Source organism: Chitinophaga sp., from assembly GCF_019236475.1.
In the GTDB taxonomy this organism is placed as follows: domain Bacteria; phylum Bacteroidota; class Bacteroidia; order Chitinophagales; family Chitinophagaceae; genus Chitinophaga.
Window position 1 is genome coordinate 109,559 of record NZ_JAFAIX010000004.1, and the last position, 14,943, is coordinate 124,501.

Genomic DNA, 14,943 nt, shown 5'->3' on the forward strand with positions numbered 1-14,943 from the left:
TAAATGGATGGATTAATATATAGGTAAAAGTTAACGAATTCTTGTAACGTTTCATAACTGCATATGAATCTTTCTTTATCTTAGTGTAGCGCTCGATACTCATGAACCCAAGACAGAACAAAAGTTTCCGTTTAATATTCGTCGCGCTGCTACTGTGCCTACATGTGATTTCCCAGGCGCAGCAGCGGCCGAAGATTGGCCTTACCCTCTCTGGGGGAGGAGCCAGGGGCTTGGCGCATATTGGTATCCTGGAGGCGATAGACAGTGCTGGTCTGAAAATCGACTATCTAACGGGAACGAGTATGGGAAGTATTATCGGGGGCTTATATGCCATGGGCTATTCCGGGGATACCATTGAAGTACTCGCCAAACGGATGGACTGGAATGCATTGTTCTCCAATCAGCCTAATATCCAGGATATATCCTACGAAGAAAAGAAAGAGTACAACAAATACATCATAGAAATTCCTTTCGAATTTGGGAAGCCAAAGTTGGCATCCGGCGTAATCACTGGACAAGCGCTCTGGTTGGAACTGGCGAAGTTGTGTTGGCCTGCAAAAGACCAGAAGAATTTTTCAGGGTTTAATATTCCTTTCAAATGTATTGCCACAGATGTTGCTACCGGGGAGATTGTCACCCTCGACAGTGGCGAGATTGTGACCAGTATGCGGGCGAGTATGGCCATTCCATCCATCTTTACGGCTGTTTCCATTAATGGACGCAAGCTAGTGGATGGGGGCGTGGTTCGAAATTTTCCGGTGATCACTGCCAAAGAGATGGGAGCCGATATAGTCATAGGATCTAATGTCAGTGGAGGCTTGCGTAAATCTGAGCACCTGGTCACCCCGATAGATATTTTATACCAATTGGGATTTTATAAGGATGCCGTAGATTTTGAGAAAGAGCGGAAGGAATGTGATATTTATGTCTCCCTAAAAAAAGAATTGGAGCCTTATACTGCTGCCAGCTTTGGCAGTGTAGATTCCATTATAGAAGCCGGAAAGCGGGTGGGCAGAGAGATGTACCCGGTATTTAAGCATTTGGCGGATTCGCTAAATGCGTTGGCGCCTGGTCCTGCGTTTGTAAAGAATCGCTTGCCGTTTTCAACAGATATTGAGCTCAGTAGTATCCATGTAAAAGGATTGGTGCATTCAGATGAGAAATTCTTTATACAACGATTGCGATTGAGACCAGGCGGTTGTTATACGTCGCAGCAATTGCGGGATGCCGTGCAAAACGTGTATGGTACTCGTTTTTACAAGGTCATTACGTATGAATTGACACCGGAAGGATATGGTCAAAGCCGGATGGATATTACTGTAGAAGAGAATGCATTGACATCTGCCAAATTCGCCCTGAATTATAATAGTCTGACCAATGCGATGGCGATTGTGAACCTCACACAGCGCAATTTTATCACGAAGAATTCCCGTTCCTTTGTGACGTTGGGTATCAGTGAAAATCCGCGTCTGCAGGCGGAATACTTCAAATATTTGGGTGGTCGGAGGAATTTTGGATTGGGATTGAATGCTTATTACGAAAACAATGGTATTAATTTTTACGATGAGTCTTTCAATAAGCTACAATCATATCGGAATAAGTTTGCCTATGTAGGCATGGACGTGCAGTTCACCTTTGGTAATACCATGGCCATGGGCGCTACTACTCGATGGGAATACATTAAATATTTGCCGCAATTCTCGCCCTACTTGGAGTTGCGTGGCAGTACCAATCAATTGAATTCATTTATTTATTTCGGCGTGAATTCGCTGGATAGGAAAATATACCCTAGCAAGGGGATGTTGTTGGATTTTAAGACCGGTTATATTTACAATCAGCATAGCGGGATAAGGGTGAATGTCAATGGGCAGCCGGTGGAGCCAAAAGATGTGGGCATCGACTTCCAGGATTTCATGCATGCCATGATCAAAGCGAAGTATTATCTGCCTACGGGGGATCGTTCTTCCATCACCGCCAATGCTGCGGGTGCCGTTAATTTTGGCAATCGTCAGACGGGCGTGAATACCTATTTTGTAGGTGGCATGACCGATGTGATGTACAACCAGATTCCATTTGTAGGCTTATATGAAGGCGAAGTGATTACCACCAGTATAGCCGCCATGCAGTTGGGATGGCAATGGGAAGTATTGCGGAATATTTTCGCCATGCCGAAAGTGGGGGCAGCCGTGTATGATTTGAATGCCAGTACTTCGGGGAAATATAAATATCTCAGCGGATATGGGCTAGGAGCGGGTTACAGCAGTAGATTAGGACCGATAGAAGCCACTATGATGTATAGTGATCAAGTGGGAAAGCTCCGGTTTTACGTGAATATAGGGTATAATTTCTAGGGAACTTTGCCTCTGGGCGAAGTGATAAAGGAGATAAATAATATCGGGAGACACGTGTCTCCCGATATTATTTATACAAATCTCATCTTCGTGTGCGATTAGTGCATTCTATCGCCGCGCACTTCAATTTCATTCATTATTTCAGCTTCTCTGTGCAGCCATTCTTGCCAGCGTTGGCGTACGCGATCTTCTGGGAAGTATTCGATGGCTAGGTCGATGAAGAGGCGGTAGTGGCCGGCTTCAGAGATCATAAATTTCCGGTAGAATTCGCGCAGGTATTCATCTTCCAGTCCTTCGCTGAGGAGGCGGAAGCGTTCACAACTGCGGGCTTCGATGAGTGCAAATATCAGGAGAGAATCCAGGAAAGCATCTTCGGCGCTGCCGCCTTTTACTTTGAATTCCAGCAAAGCGTTAACATAATCGTCTTTTCTTTGTTTACCCAATTGAAGGCCTCTCTTCTTCATTTCGGCCAATACTTGGCGGAAATGACCCCATTCTTCCGTTACGATAGGCGCCAGTTCTTCCACCATTCTGGTTCTGCCGGGATTGCGCTGAATGAGGGAAATAGCAGATGAAGCCGCCTTTTGTTCGCAATAAGCGTGATCCGTCAGAATATCTTGGAGGGAGATGGCCGCCAGATTTACCCACCTTGGATCGGAAGGTAATTTTAGGCCTAAAATGGAAACTTTACTCATGATATCGGCAAATGCAATTTTTTTGCGAAGATAAGTTTGATTTTTAACTTGGTGGCAATACAACAATTATGGAAGATTTCTTACAACAGCAGTTACAGCAACGCAGAGAGCAGCATATGTTCCGGAGCCTGCGCCATTCCGGTAATCTCGTTGACTTTTGTTCCAACGATTACCTGGGACTCGCCAGGAGTGCCGCCATGAAGGAAGCCGTTCACACTTTGACGCAAGAACGGGCCCCGATGATGGGGAGTACTGGATCGCGACTGCTGGCAGGTAATTATCCCTGGATAGAAGAAGTAGAGCAGGATTTGGCCGCCTTTCACCAGGCCCAGGCCGGCCTTATATTCAATTCCGGTTATGATGCCAATTTGGGGCTCTTTTCCACTGTTCCGCAGAAAGGAGATACCATTGTGTATGACCAGTTGATACATGCCAGTATCCGGGATGGTATTCGCTTGTCGAACGCCGAGTCCTTTTCCTTTGCCCATAACGATTTGGTGGAATTGCAAAAGAAAATCGAGCGTGCAAAAGGGAATGTCTTTGTAGCCATAGAATCCGTGTATTCTATGGATGGAGATATGGCGCCATTGCAACAAATCGCCAAGATGTGTAAAGAGTTAAATGCTTGTCTGATAGTGGATGAAGCCCATGCCACTGGCATCATTGGCGCCAAAGGAGAAGGGTTGGTGCAGCACCTGGGGTTGCAGGACTATTGCTTTGCGCGGGTACATACCTTTGGGAAAGCGGTCGGTTGTCATGGAGCGGTCGTGTTGGGATCTACTACACTGCGGGATTATCTCATTAATTTTTGCCGGACTTTCATATATACGACCGCGTTACCACCGGCGGCCATTGCGGCCGTGCAGGCCTCTTACAGTTTGTTCCCTTACATGCACGAAGCGCGGGCGCAGTTAAAGCAGTTGACAGCCTATTTCCGGAAGGGGATACATCATTTTGAAAACATTCCCAGTGAAACACCGATACAGGCTGTGATTACTAAAGGGAACGAATATACGAGAACAGTAGCTGCCGCGTTGCAGGAATCGGGGTTGGATGTGCGCGCCATTTTACATCCCACAGTGCCAAAAGGAGAGGAGCGGTTGCGGATTGTACTGCATAGTTATAATACCACAGCGGAAATCGACCGATTATTAGCAGTATTAAAACAATGACGGAATTGCAACAAATTTGATGTATTTTACATATTACATTCCTTGAAGTAATATGAGAATCATCCCCGCAGTTATTTCCGGCGCCATCACTATATCGTTGACCTGGGCGCTGAACACCAAAATAGGTTCCATACCGCCACTGGGTAAGTTATTGAGCCCCCAGGAGGGTTTCTGGGTAAATGCAGATCCCATTGATGGCACGCGCGAATCCATCAAGTTACCAGGATACAAAGGGAGTGCGGAAGTATGGTTTGACGACCGTATGGTACCGCATATTTTCGCTCCTAGTGAGGCAGATGCCTTTTATGTACAGGGATATATCACCGCCAGGGATAGGCTTTGGCAGATGGAGTTGCAGACGTTCGCTGCTGCAGGCAGACTGTCGGAAATCCTAGGACCTTCCATGATACCATATGATCGGGAAGCCAGGCGTAGAGGGATGGGTTATGGTGCAGAGGAATGTTTAAAAGAGATGTTGGCCAATCCGGCTACCAAGGATGCCATAGAGTCTTACGCTGCTGGTGTCAATGCCTATATTGCCACGCTCACCGATGCCACCTTACCAGTAGAATACAAGATATTGGATTACAAGCCGGAAAAATGGGATGTAATCAATTCCGCCTATCTGTTGAAATACATGGCGCATGATCTAGCAGGATTTGCTAACGATCTTGGCTATACGAAAGCTAGACAATTTTATAGCCAGAAGGATTTTAACGTGATGTATCCGGATTTCTTGGATAGCACCGATCCTATCATTCCCCAAGGCACAGCCTACGAAAAGGCCAGCAGTAAAGCGGTAGCGCCGCCAGATTCTGTACTGGCAATGGATGCCGCCTACATGAAATATCAAATGAACAATCCGGACCCTGCCAACGGTAGTAATAACTGGGCCGTAGCGGGGAGTAAAACCATGAAGGGAGCGCCTATCCTCTGTAGCGATCCCCATCTGGGATTGAGTTTGCCTTCTCTCTGGTATGAAGTACAGATTCATACGCCAGAAATGAATGTATACGGTGCGAGCTTGCCAGGAGCGCCGGGCGTTATCATCGGGTTCAATGATCATATCGCCTGGGGTGTAACGAATGGCGAAGAAGATGTGAAAGATTTCTATCGCATGCAGTTCCGCAATGGGAAGTCGGAATATCTTTTCAAGGGAGAGTGGCGCAAAGCAGAACAGCGGATAGAAGCCATTAAAGTGCGTGGTGGTAATACCGTCTACGATACGGTGGCCTATACCGTATGGGGCCCAACGATGTTTGATAACACTTATCCGGAGAAGACTTTAAATCAACAGTTCCTGGCCATGCATTGGAAAGCGTTGGATCCATCCAATGAATTCCTCACCTTCTACAAACTAAATAAAGCCAAAAATTACGACGATTACCTGGATGCGCTCAGCACTTATCAGTGTCCTGCTCAGAACTTCGCCTTCGCTGATAAAGATGGTGATATTGCCATTTGGCATAATGGGCAGTATCCTTTGCGCTGGAAAGATCAAGGAAAGTTCGTGATGCCCGGAACAGACAGCAGTTTTGCATGGCAGGGATATATTCCACATGGAGAACTGCCGCATATCAAGAATCCGGCGCGTGGCTTTGTGAGCTCCGCCAATCAACGAGCCACCGACAGTACCTATCCATACAACCTTTATGGTTCTTATGATCTCTTCCGTGGCAAGCATGTGAATGAAGTGTTGGCCGGTAAGAGCAATATCACCCCTAAAGACATGATGAACTTACAAACAGACAATACCAATCTGTTTGCCCGTGATGCCATGCCAATGCTAAAAGCACACATGTATACCGGTTCCCTCAACGACAAGCAGAAAGGGTACTGGAAAGAGTTGGTCGATTGGGATGGGGTGGCTAGTCCTGGGAGTCGCGCTGCTACTATCTTCAATTTGATGTGGGGGCATTTAGAGGATACTCTCTGGATGGATGATATACATATCAATGATAGTATCATGTTGCCGTACCCGCAGTCGACAGCCACTTTGATGATGTTGTTGCGGGATACGACGGTTAAGTTCATAGATGATAAGCATACACCGCAGCGAGAGACATTATCCGACCTTGTGCATGCGTCCTTTATCGCCACCGCCGGTGAAGTTGAGGAGGCCGATAAGCAAGGGATACTACCACTCGGTAAATATCGTGGCACCGACATCCGTCACTTGACGCGGGTATTAAAAGCCTTCAGTGCCATGCATCTGAATACCGGTGGCGGTCAGAACATCGTCAATGCTACGAAGAAGACGCATGGTCCTTCTTGGAGGATGGTGGTGCAGTTGACTTCCAAAACGGAGGCCTATGGCATATATCCAGGAGGGCAGAGTGGAAACCCTGGCTCCCCGTACTACGACAATGCCGTAGCGGACTGGGTAGCAGGGAATTATTACCTACTGCGGATATTTGAACCTTCCGAGAAGGATGATCCGATTATTCGCTACAAGATGTTATTCGGCGGCAAGTAACCTCCTCATTTTCAACTTTTTAAATATTTTTTGAATAAAATTTGGCGGGAATAAAATAATTCCTATCTTTGCACTCCCGTTACAAACAAGGGTATCGCGGTGAAAGCAGCGATATGATTCCGTAGCTCAGTTGGTAGAGCAATACACTTTTAATGTATGGGCCCTGGGTTCGAGTCCCAGCGGGATCACGGATAAAGCCACTTAAGTCTTAGGATTTGAGTGGCTTTTTTGTGTTTGGGGAATTGTAGATCATTTCAAAATAGCCTTTGAAATAAGTTTTGATTTCCTCTTGTGAATCTTCCTTGCTACGTTGCATCTAAATTTATTCATTAAGATTCTGTGGAATCTCAAACTGAAAAAAAAGGAACAAATTTATATTCATAATTTAGGACTATCAGTAGTTGAAATAGGTAGCAATCCGTTTTTATCAATTCTTTGAGATTAGATTATACTATAAGGTAAGATACAGTATCTCAATTTGATTGTTCGCAAAGTCCAATATTTGGGGGATTGCGATCAATAAAGCAACTCTATTCAGCAATGGAACGTGCCCAGGTTTGATGGATAAATTCTAATTAAGATCAGGATTTATTATTAAGGTATGATTCAATCCATCATCATATGAGAAAAGGATAGAACCTTTTAAAAAATATTTGAGATTACATTGGAATTTCACTACTTTCCGAGTTACACCGCTTGATAAGCAATGGTTTATGTGTGGATTGTAAAATAGGAAGTTTATCACTGAGTAGTGGATAATAATACAAGTGGAAAAAAGGTACAAATTAAAGAAGGCAAAATATATCCCAATAAACTATGAACTACATCCTGAATCAACTCAATCGAAAAATTAACTTATTATTATCTCAAGATAAGAAGACTGAACTTAAAACACATCTTCAAGCTAAGCTTGAGTTTTACCTGGTTTTTATTCTCGGGTATTTATGGAATAAAAACTTAGATAAATTAGAAGAGGAAAAAAAAGCGGAGGTTATTAATGCAATTTTGAAGCCTTCCATTGGGAGTATTGTTGCTGTATCTAGGAACCTTGATTTAAAATCAGAGATTTTTGGGAATAAGAAGTTGAGAAAACTAATTGAAGCGATTGAAAGATATCCTAATCTTCGAAATGAACAAATTGGGCATGGATTTTCATTCGAGGATGATATTGATAATTATATTACTAAGTTTACCGAAATTTTGTCTCAATTTGAAGAGACTGATATCTGTCAAATTTTAAAAGAAAATGATCTAGTAATAGTATCATCGCTTCGTAATGGAGTATACAATGGAATTATTTTTAAGGCGAATGGATCTGATTATAATGTGTGGTCATGTCCTAAAGAGGTATGTGATTTTAAGTTAGATAGTTTGTATGTGAAATTAAGTGACAACCTGTATGGTAGGCTAACTCCCTTTATAGTTATAGATAATGAGAATGATTTTTTTACTTTTTGTTCAATTGAGGAGAAATTGACTGGTAGAGTGGTGTATAACCAATTAATTAGAACAGGTCGGAAAAAAATTGAGTGTAGTGAATTGGCAAGTATAAATATAGTAGAGGATGGATTTAAGCGCCGAACATCAAACGGTACGATTATTAATAATTATACAAAGAACTATAAAAAATATATAGACCTTTCCGTATCAAATCAAATAATAAACTTTTTAACTAAAAATAATTCCACTGTATTTGCTACTTTATGGGGACATGGTGGCATTGGAAAGACTGCTGCAATTCAAAACACATGTGAAATACTGTCCAATCAAGAATTTAAAAAGTTTGATTATATAATTTTCTTGTCTGCAAAGGATAGGTATTATAATTATTATAGAGGGATCATACAGGAAATAAAGGGAAATATCAATACACTAAATGAAATAATTGAGTTTATTAATAGGTTGATGTTTGATACTGTTGACACAAGCGAGGAGCTTATTATTAATTATCAAGGGCGAGTGCTAATTGTTATTGATGATTTTGAAACATTTAGTAAAGATGAGAAGAATAAGATTACTTCATTTATTCAACGACTGAATATTAACTCACATAAGGTAATCTTAACAACTAGGTCTGCAACTCTAATAACTGGGCTTGAGATTGAAACTAATGAATTAGATGAGAGCAAAACTATTGAATTCCTAATTAAAGCATCAAAAAATGAATTTCCAGATCTGAATATTGACAAGGACATAAAAGTTTTTCGGAAATATTCTAAAACAATACATGCTATTACATCAGGTAGGCCACTTTTTATTTTACAGTTCCTAATAATGTATGCATTAAAAGGATCAATAAATGAGGCGTTATTAATTGATATTAAGTCTTTGGATGAAGCTAAGAAATTTTTGTATGATCGGATTTATGACTATTTATCATTGGATGCAAAGAATATGTTTCTTGGAATTAATTTACTTGTAAATTCCGATGATTTAACTGGGGTTATTGAAAATTTAAAATTTATCTTAAATAAGGAAGATAATGAGGAATTGTTTGATAACTCACTGAATGAGCTAATCAAGCTTCGTATAATCGAAAGAATTGATAATGATTTATTCAAAGTGTACTCGCCTGAAATTCTCAAACTGATGAGAGTTTATTATGAGAACAAAGGGAGGGAATATGACGGAGATATAACAAATCGATTTAATCTGATAAAGAGTGGAGAAAAACTAGAGACAGATTATGCACTATTGAAAATTGCGGATTCAAAGAGAATTGACTCATCAGAAAGTGAGGTTGAAAATCAGTATCGTAGAATTATAAAAAGAGAATCGGCTAAAATTGAGGTTAGGCTAAAGGCATTATTAAATTACGCCAATTATTTGTTTACCCAAAAGGGAAGAATTGATAAAGCAATAAAATTATTTAAGGATTATTGGCATTGGTTTAAAGCCCAACCTGATTTTAATATTATGAATGCTAGGTATCACTGGGCAGAAGGAAGTTCTCAGTTTCGATACAAAGCAGTAGAGATACTCGACAATTACTTAGGAACAAAGCCGAAGATAGCAGAAGAAATATATCTTGAAATCCTGGGAACCCATATGGTGTATGCATCCAACATACTTGTAACTGAAAGAAATGAGCTTAAAGATCGAAAGCGCTTTAATGAAATTAATGACAGAAATTATAGATGGATGTATAATGATCAGAGGGACCGATTCAATAAATTGTTTAACTATCCAGGGTCAAGGCTTTTTGATCTTATTAGGAATCGAGACTTAATGACCTTGAGTCCCAAATGCAGGACTTTTGTTTTAGATGGGTTGACAAGCCATGTTGAGGTTTGTATTAGACTGAATAAACATGAAGTTGCGAAAGAAGTATGTTTTAAAGTACTAGACCAGATGCCTGCTGATTATCATAAACCATTCGAATTCAAAATGAATAAGATTGACAATATTCTTGAGAACGACGGGGAGAGCGATCAAAAGTCTGCGAGAAAGCCAAAGGCTACATTATTAGGTTTGAGACTCTCCGAAGCACTTTACAAAAGGAATGAGAGTTAATCATATATAGTTAAAATCGAGCCATATGAGACTATTTAATTAGATTTTCTCCAAAGATTAATGTAGGCACATACAATAATAGCTTAGATTTGTAGCCAAATTTTATTATATCTTAGAAATAAAATTTTGTTAAACGGTGTCAATAACGGGTGTGAAATATATAAGCCAGTCGATTAAGGGGATCAATAAAAATGAGAACCAAGACAATTTTTTTATTGAGGAAAACTTAAACTATTATTTTTTTGTTGTTTTTGATGGAGTAGGAAGTGCAGCAAATGGCAAACTAGCTACCCAGCTTGTATGTGATTATTTAAAACATCAAATTAATAAGCATGTTGATGTGTCTAGTATTAACCTTAGAGAGCTGATGTTTGGGTGTCATTTGTACCTTTTATCTCTGGAACTTCCTGAAGCATTTACAACCTACTGTTCTTTATTTGTGCCTACTGATGAAAATGAGAGAATCGTTTACTCTTCTATGGGAGATTCTAGGATTTACGTAATAACCAATCAATATATTGAGCAAATAAGTCAAGATGATAAAATTTCTGGAGATCGCAATGTTATTACTAAGTGCTTAGGATTGGACTCTGTTTCAATTAGGGACTTTAAACAACAGAGTATTCCAAGAATGGATGGGCATATTTTACTATGTACTGATGGATTTTATCATTTGTTGGAGGACAATAAAGCTGAATTTTTTGAGTCCATAAACAAGAAGTCTTTGACCACAATTGAAAGTGACTTAGATAAGTTGACGAGAAATAAGAATATTGATGATTCAACATATATATTAATTAGATAAGCATGTTTACTACGGAAAGACAATTGGTAATTAAGTTGAAGAGTAATTTTTCTCCAATTTGCAATTGGACAAGTAACAAGCTTAATACAGAAGTTCTAGAGGAAGTTAACTTAGGATATGGAATTGCCGATCTTGTGATTACTAAAATTAAAAAAGAGAAGAAAACTAAAAATAGTTTAGGTTACTTCGATATACTAGTATATAAAATCATCGAAAGTGGCATTAAGGTATCAATTAGCAAAATAAAGGAGATAACGAAGGCTAATGAGTTCACAATAAAAAAGTCCTTGAATAAATTAATTGTTGATTGTTACATAAATCAACAAGATGGATATTACCAGTTTAAAAAATCGTATGATTTAATTGCCTCGGATTCCATAGCAATTGAGGCTAAATTGAAAAACTGGAAACGAGCTTTAAATCAGGCTTATCGATATAAATGGTTTGCAAGTCAGTCATACGTCGTTCTTGATAGTAATTATATTAATCCTGCGTTAGCAAATTTAGAGGATTTTAGAAAGTATAATGTTGGATTAGCTGAAATTTGTAATAGCGGAATATTAAAAATCCACCATAGGCCCACTAGTGAAAAACCCATAGATGATAAAATGTTCATTTTGCTTAATGAGCAAATAAGACTCAATTTACTTAGCAAGCAAGTATGACTTCCATACTCCAAGGTGATAATTCCTGCTCTCATCTTGAAAATAGACACTCTTTACCTCCAGTTGATTGTAAGAATCTATAGCTCTATCAATTAACCTTATTACGAAATTTTTTCTATCAATCAAGTTGTCGATGGATCCAATTTCTTTTAATATTCTATCAATTGATAATATATAGTTCTTGTGAACGTCAGCCTTTTGATTACTCCAGGGGTAGTTGGCTTCGAGTATTATATCAGAGAATATATTTTTTTCATTTTTGATTAGTTCTAAACCATCTTGTTGCCGAATAAGTTCGATAAATGGAGCTTTTATAAAATTTAATAGTTTCTCTGAATAATACCACCCTTTAGAAGGTCCTCCATCCTCAGAACTCAAAAAACGCTTTATATTAAACGATCTGAGATTTTCATATGTGGCTATTGTAATGTAATCAATGTCGCATGTTGCCAAGAAGATCATGGTATCCCAATTCGCATAAGAATAAATTGTAATGAATTTTTGCTTTTTGAGAACTTCAAGTACTCGAGATAAGTTCCTTAAATATTTAAAATCAATATTTATCTTCTGCCGGATTTCTAGCTTGGGCTCACAAACAATATAATAACCATCAAACTCAATATCTATATCTGTTAGTGTATAGAGTAAATCATCTATTTTTTTTGCATCGATTATGGTATGATAGGTTATTGGAATAGTCATATAGTATCTCTTACTTCCAATTCTATTTTTTTTGAGCCATTTATTTATTGTAGCTACTAGACCCATAAATTGGCCAAGGTCGTCATTCTCATAATAGTTTGGAATTATTATATCCGTAAGTCCTAAATCAGTTTGAAATTTGACCCCGTTTATTATTGAACTCTCCATATAGCAAGTTGTTTGACTTGCAGTACCTTGATCAGCTGCAGGATGGAATGGATAAAGACTTAATTTTCCTTTTCCTATATTCCCTGACTCTTTTTTCCCAAAATATTGAAGATCAATGAATGATTTTTCGAGTACTTGCAGGCTATCTATTTTGTTTATCTTTTCCTTTGTATAGAAGTCAGGTTCAAAGCTATATGCGCAAAAAATGAACCCATCACCAATGCCATTTTTGAAATGTGAATCCAAATTCCAATTATGTCTATGGCCAACTAAATGTAATGTCTTCATGGTTAGAGTAAGTTGATTAAATCTTTTATTTTCCTCGGACGTTCTGCAGGGCTGAACTTTAATGCCTCTATGCAAAAATTTGTTAGTGGAAAATCTTTATGAGTGATAAAACTTTCGTTTTTACTTTTGAACTTGTTACTTATTTCCTGCTCATTATTTCCGAACGGTAGATATTGATGGAACAAATAATAAGCTAGAATTCCAAGACTGAAGAAATCAGTCCTGTAGGATATTTTGTCTTTGTCCCCCTGATATTGTTCTGGACTTGCAAATCGCCAGCTTTTAGGCTGCCAACCAGCCCCTGTAATTGAATTAGCTTCTAGATCTCTTGCGATGCCAAAATCTATAACTACTGGGGTCCCATCTAAGCGAATAATTATGTTCTCAGGTTTTATGTCTCTATGAACATATTTGGCCTCCCATATAGGGTGCATTATATCCATGATAGTCCAAATTAATTTTTTGACGCTATCCCCATTCCCGGCATATTGGTTAGCGATATCTATAAGTGTATTTCCTTCAATATATTCTTCAATAATGAATGTTTCATTCCCATATTGCTCTATTTTAATTATTTTGGGGATGCCATTAATAGCTTTGAACTTTTCATAGATCTCCATTTCCCTAGTTTCTCGATCACCTAAACCGCTATGTAAATGTTTTAGGACAACATATTCTCCATTACAAATTGGAAAATAGACCATTTTTTGACCACCTTTCTTTTCTTGTTGATAAAAACCTGAGATACCAAAATGTTTTAGGAAATTTGGAGTGAAAACTTGAACATTCATGCTTCTACAAAATATTTTACATTGGGTACTAATCTGTTACGGTGTATAGATTGAAACGAAAATTGTGAAATTAATTTAGTATCAATATAAACTCCATTCTTATAACAATATTCGAATTGTTTTGGTACTAGTGCTTTTTGTTAAAGTTTCTATAATAAATAGGATGTATTATTGAGATAAAGTCATTTAGACATTGTAAATAGAACATAACCTAGCTGGAGTTAGGCTATGTACGTCTTTGCGAGGAAAGAAATTTGTAGGGATCCTTAAGATTTCTTCACATACTGGGTAGAAGCAACTCCTATAGTTTGAACAAATAGTTATACAAATTCTATCTATTGAGCTCCTTATCTTTGCCCTACACCATCAGCCACCATCATGCATCACTACCTCCACTCATTCTCCCCCCTTTCCCCTCAGGAAATCGCGGCCATCACCACTTCCACGCGCACTCTCAAAAAAAACGACTACTTCATCTGCAACGGCCACTCCTGCAAAGAAGTGGCCTATATCAATAAAGGTATCTTCAGATCATATTACATAAACGATAAAGGGGAGGAAGTTACCAGTTGCTTCATGTTTGAAGGATCCTTTATTACAACCTATGCTTCTTTTCTAACGCAGGAGCCTACAGGGGAGAATATCCAGGCGATTACGGATGCGGAAATAGTGGTGATTCCTTATGAGTATATCAAAGAGCAGGAGCGCGAGAGCACTGCAACATCTGGCTTCTTATTTGGGGATTACGCAGCGGCACTTGAGTCGGATCAGAAAAGCCTTTGCGAATTAGACATTTGTCCTTTTTCCAGAGGATTACATGGCTTTGCTTTGCAGGCATGAAAAAGATACTAATTATAAACGGCCACCCAGACAATGCAAGTTTCAATGATGCATTAATAGGGGCATACCTTGGAGGCCTTGCCGATTCCTTTCAGATATCTTCCATTATCATTAGAGAACTGCAGTTCAATCCCAATCTGCAATACGGTTACCGCAAAAGAACGGAACTTGAACCGGATCTGGTGACTGCCATCGAAAAGATAAAGGTGGCTGATCATATCGTCTGGGTATTCCCTATATGGTGGTATGGCTCTCCGGCGATGATGAAAGGCTTTATTGACCGTACCTTCCTTCCCGGGATAACTTTTGAACCCATCCCTGGATCATCAATGATCCGCAAACTGCTCCGTAGGAAAACAGCACATATCATCGCTACTGCCGATACCCCCAGATAGTACGACATATTGTTTATGCGGAGTCCCGCACTCAATCAGTCTAAACGCGGTACCCTGGAATTATGCGGTATTAAAGTGATAA

The 14,943-nt window shown here is 39.5% G+C and carries 11 protein-coding genes and 1 tRNA gene; 9 read left to right on the forward strand and 3 right to left on the reverse strand.

All coding sequences use genetic code 11. From position 1 onward, the window contains the following. The first annotated feature begins 101 nt into the window (after positions 1-101). On the forward strand, positions 102-2,351 hold the full coding sequence (locus JO154_RS04560) for a patatin-like phospholipase family protein (protein ID WP_291942328.1): 2,250 nt from the start codon (positions 102-104) through the stop codon (positions 2,349-2,351). Positions 2,352-2,449: 98 nt separating this feature from the next. Here the strand turns inward: JO154_RS04560 and JO154_RS04565 are convergent, their stop codons facing one another. Further along, a complete protein-coding gene (locus JO154_RS04565) occupies positions 2,450-3,046 on the reverse strand; it encodes a tRNA-(ms[2]io[6]A)-hydroxylase (RefSeq protein ID WP_291942331.1) in 597 nt (198 codons plus the stop codon). A gap of 68 nt (positions 3,047-3,114) precedes the next feature. Here JO154_RS04565 and JO154_RS04570 point away from each other — a divergent pair, with 68 nt between their 5' ends. The 6 genes from JO154_RS04570 (at position 3,115) to JO154_RS04595 (ending at position 11,677) form a co-directional block, all read left to right on the forward strand. Further along, the gene (locus tag JO154_RS04570; RefSeq protein WP_291942333.1) at positions 3,115-4,218 is read left to right on the forward strand and encodes an 8-amino-7-oxononanoate synthase; all 1,104 of its coding nucleotides are present in this window, start codon (positions 3,115-3,117) and stop codon (positions 4,216-4,218) included. A gap of 52 nt (positions 4,219-4,270) precedes the next feature. After that, positions 4,271-6,694: a penicillin acylase family protein gene (locus tag JO154_RS04575; RefSeq protein WP_291942334.1), complete on the forward strand. Its 2,424-nt coding sequence runs from the start codon at positions 4,271-4,273 to the stop codon at positions 6,692-6,694. 115 nt (positions 6,695-6,809) lie between these two features. Then, positions 6,810-6,882, forward strand: a tRNA-Lys gene (locus JO154_RS04580). Between the two features lie 628 nt (positions 6,883-7,510). After that, positions 7,511-10,207, forward strand: a complete 2,697-nt coding sequence (locus JO154_RS04585) for an NB-ARC domain-containing protein (RefSeq protein ID WP_291942336.1) — start codon at positions 7,511-7,513, stop codon at positions 10,205-10,207. 151 nt (positions 10,208-10,358) lie between these two features. Beyond that, complete coding sequence (locus tag JO154_RS04590) at positions 10,359-11,012, forward strand: protein phosphatase 2C domain-containing protein (protein ID WP_291942338.1); 654 nt, start codon at positions 10,359-10,361, stop codon at positions 11,010-11,012. Between the two features lie 2 nt (positions 11,013-11,014). After that, the gene (locus tag JO154_RS04595; protein WP_291942341.1) at positions 11,015-11,677 is read left to right on the forward strand and encodes a hypothetical protein; all 663 of its coding nucleotides are present in this window, start codon (positions 11,015-11,017) and stop codon (positions 11,675-11,677) included. Here JO154_RS04595 and JO154_RS04600 read toward each other — a convergent pair. After that, positions 11,657-12,835, reverse strand: coding sequence for a hypothetical protein (locus JO154_RS04600; protein WP_291942342.1), 1,179 nt, complete (start codon positions 12,833-12,835; stop codon positions 11,657-11,659). The genes JO154_RS04595 and JO154_RS04600 overlap by 21 nt on opposite strands. A 2-nt stretch (positions 12,836-12,837) precedes the next feature. Further along, on the reverse strand, positions 12,838-13,626 hold the full coding sequence (locus JO154_RS04605; RefSeq protein WP_291942345.1) for a protein kinase: 789 nt from the start codon (positions 13,624-13,626) through the stop codon (positions 12,838-12,840). A gap of 378 nt (positions 13,627-14,004) precedes the next feature. Here JO154_RS04605 and JO154_RS04610 point away from each other — a divergent pair, with 378 nt between their 5' ends. Both JO154_RS04610 and JO154_RS04615 read left to right on the forward strand, forming a co-directional pair. After that, positions 14,005-14,466 carry a Crp/Fnr family transcriptional regulator gene (locus JO154_RS04610; RefSeq protein WP_291942347.1) on the forward strand — a complete coding sequence of 154 codons (462 nt, stop codon included), beginning with the start codon at positions 14,005-14,007 and terminating at the stop codon, positions 14,464-14,466. Continuing rightward, positions 14,463-14,861 (forward strand): NAD(P)H-dependent oxidoreductase, encoded by a 399-nt coding sequence (locus tag JO154_RS04615; protein WP_291942348.1) that lies wholly within the window; start codon positions 14,463-14,465, stop codon positions 14,859-14,861. Before JO154_RS04610 ends, JO154_RS04615 begins: the two co-directional genes overlap by 4 nt. Positions 14,862-14,943: the final 82 nt, after the last annotated feature.

What these genes read in the sequence shown, in the direction of transcription:
- JO154_RS04560 (WP_291942328.1), top strand. Translation starts at nt 102, where the DNA reads ATGAACCCAAGACAGAACAAAAGTTTCCGTTTAATATTCGTCGCGCTG.
- JO154_RS04565 (WP_291942331.1), bottom strand. Translation starts at nt 3,046, where the DNA reads ATGAGTAAAGTTTCCATTTTAGGCCTAAAATTACCTTCCGATCCAAGG.
- JO154_RS04570 (WP_291942333.1), top strand. Translation starts at nt 3,115, where the DNA reads ATGGAAGATTTCTTACAACAGCAGTTACAGCAACGCAGAGAGCAGCAT.
- JO154_RS04575 (WP_291942334.1), top strand. Translation starts at nt 4,271, where the DNA reads ATGAGAATCATCCCCGCAGTTATTTCCGGCGCCATCACTATATCGTTG.
- JO154_RS04585 (WP_291942336.1), top strand. Translation starts at nt 7,511, where the DNA reads ATGAACTACATCCTGAATCAACTCAATCGAAAAATTAACTTATTATTA.
- JO154_RS04595 (WP_291942341.1), top strand. Translation starts at nt 11,015, where the DNA reads ATGTTTACTACGGAAAGACAATTGGTAATTAAGTTGAAGAGTAATTTT.
- JO154_RS04600 (WP_291942342.1), bottom strand. Translation starts at nt 12,835, where the DNA reads ATGAAGACATTACATTTAGTTGGCCATAGACATAATTGGAATTTGGAT.
- JO154_RS04605 (WP_291942345.1), bottom strand. Translation starts at nt 13,626, where the DNA reads ATGAATGTTCAAGTTTTCACTCCAAATTTCCTAAAACATTTTGGTATC.
- JO154_RS04610 (WP_291942347.1), top strand. Translation starts at nt 14,005, where the DNA reads ATGCATCACTACCTCCACTCATTCTCCCCCCTTTCCCCTCAGGAAATC.
- JO154_RS04615 (WP_291942348.1), top strand. Translation starts at nt 14,463, where the DNA reads ATGAAAAAGATACTAATTATAAACGGCCACCCAGACAATGCAAGTTTC.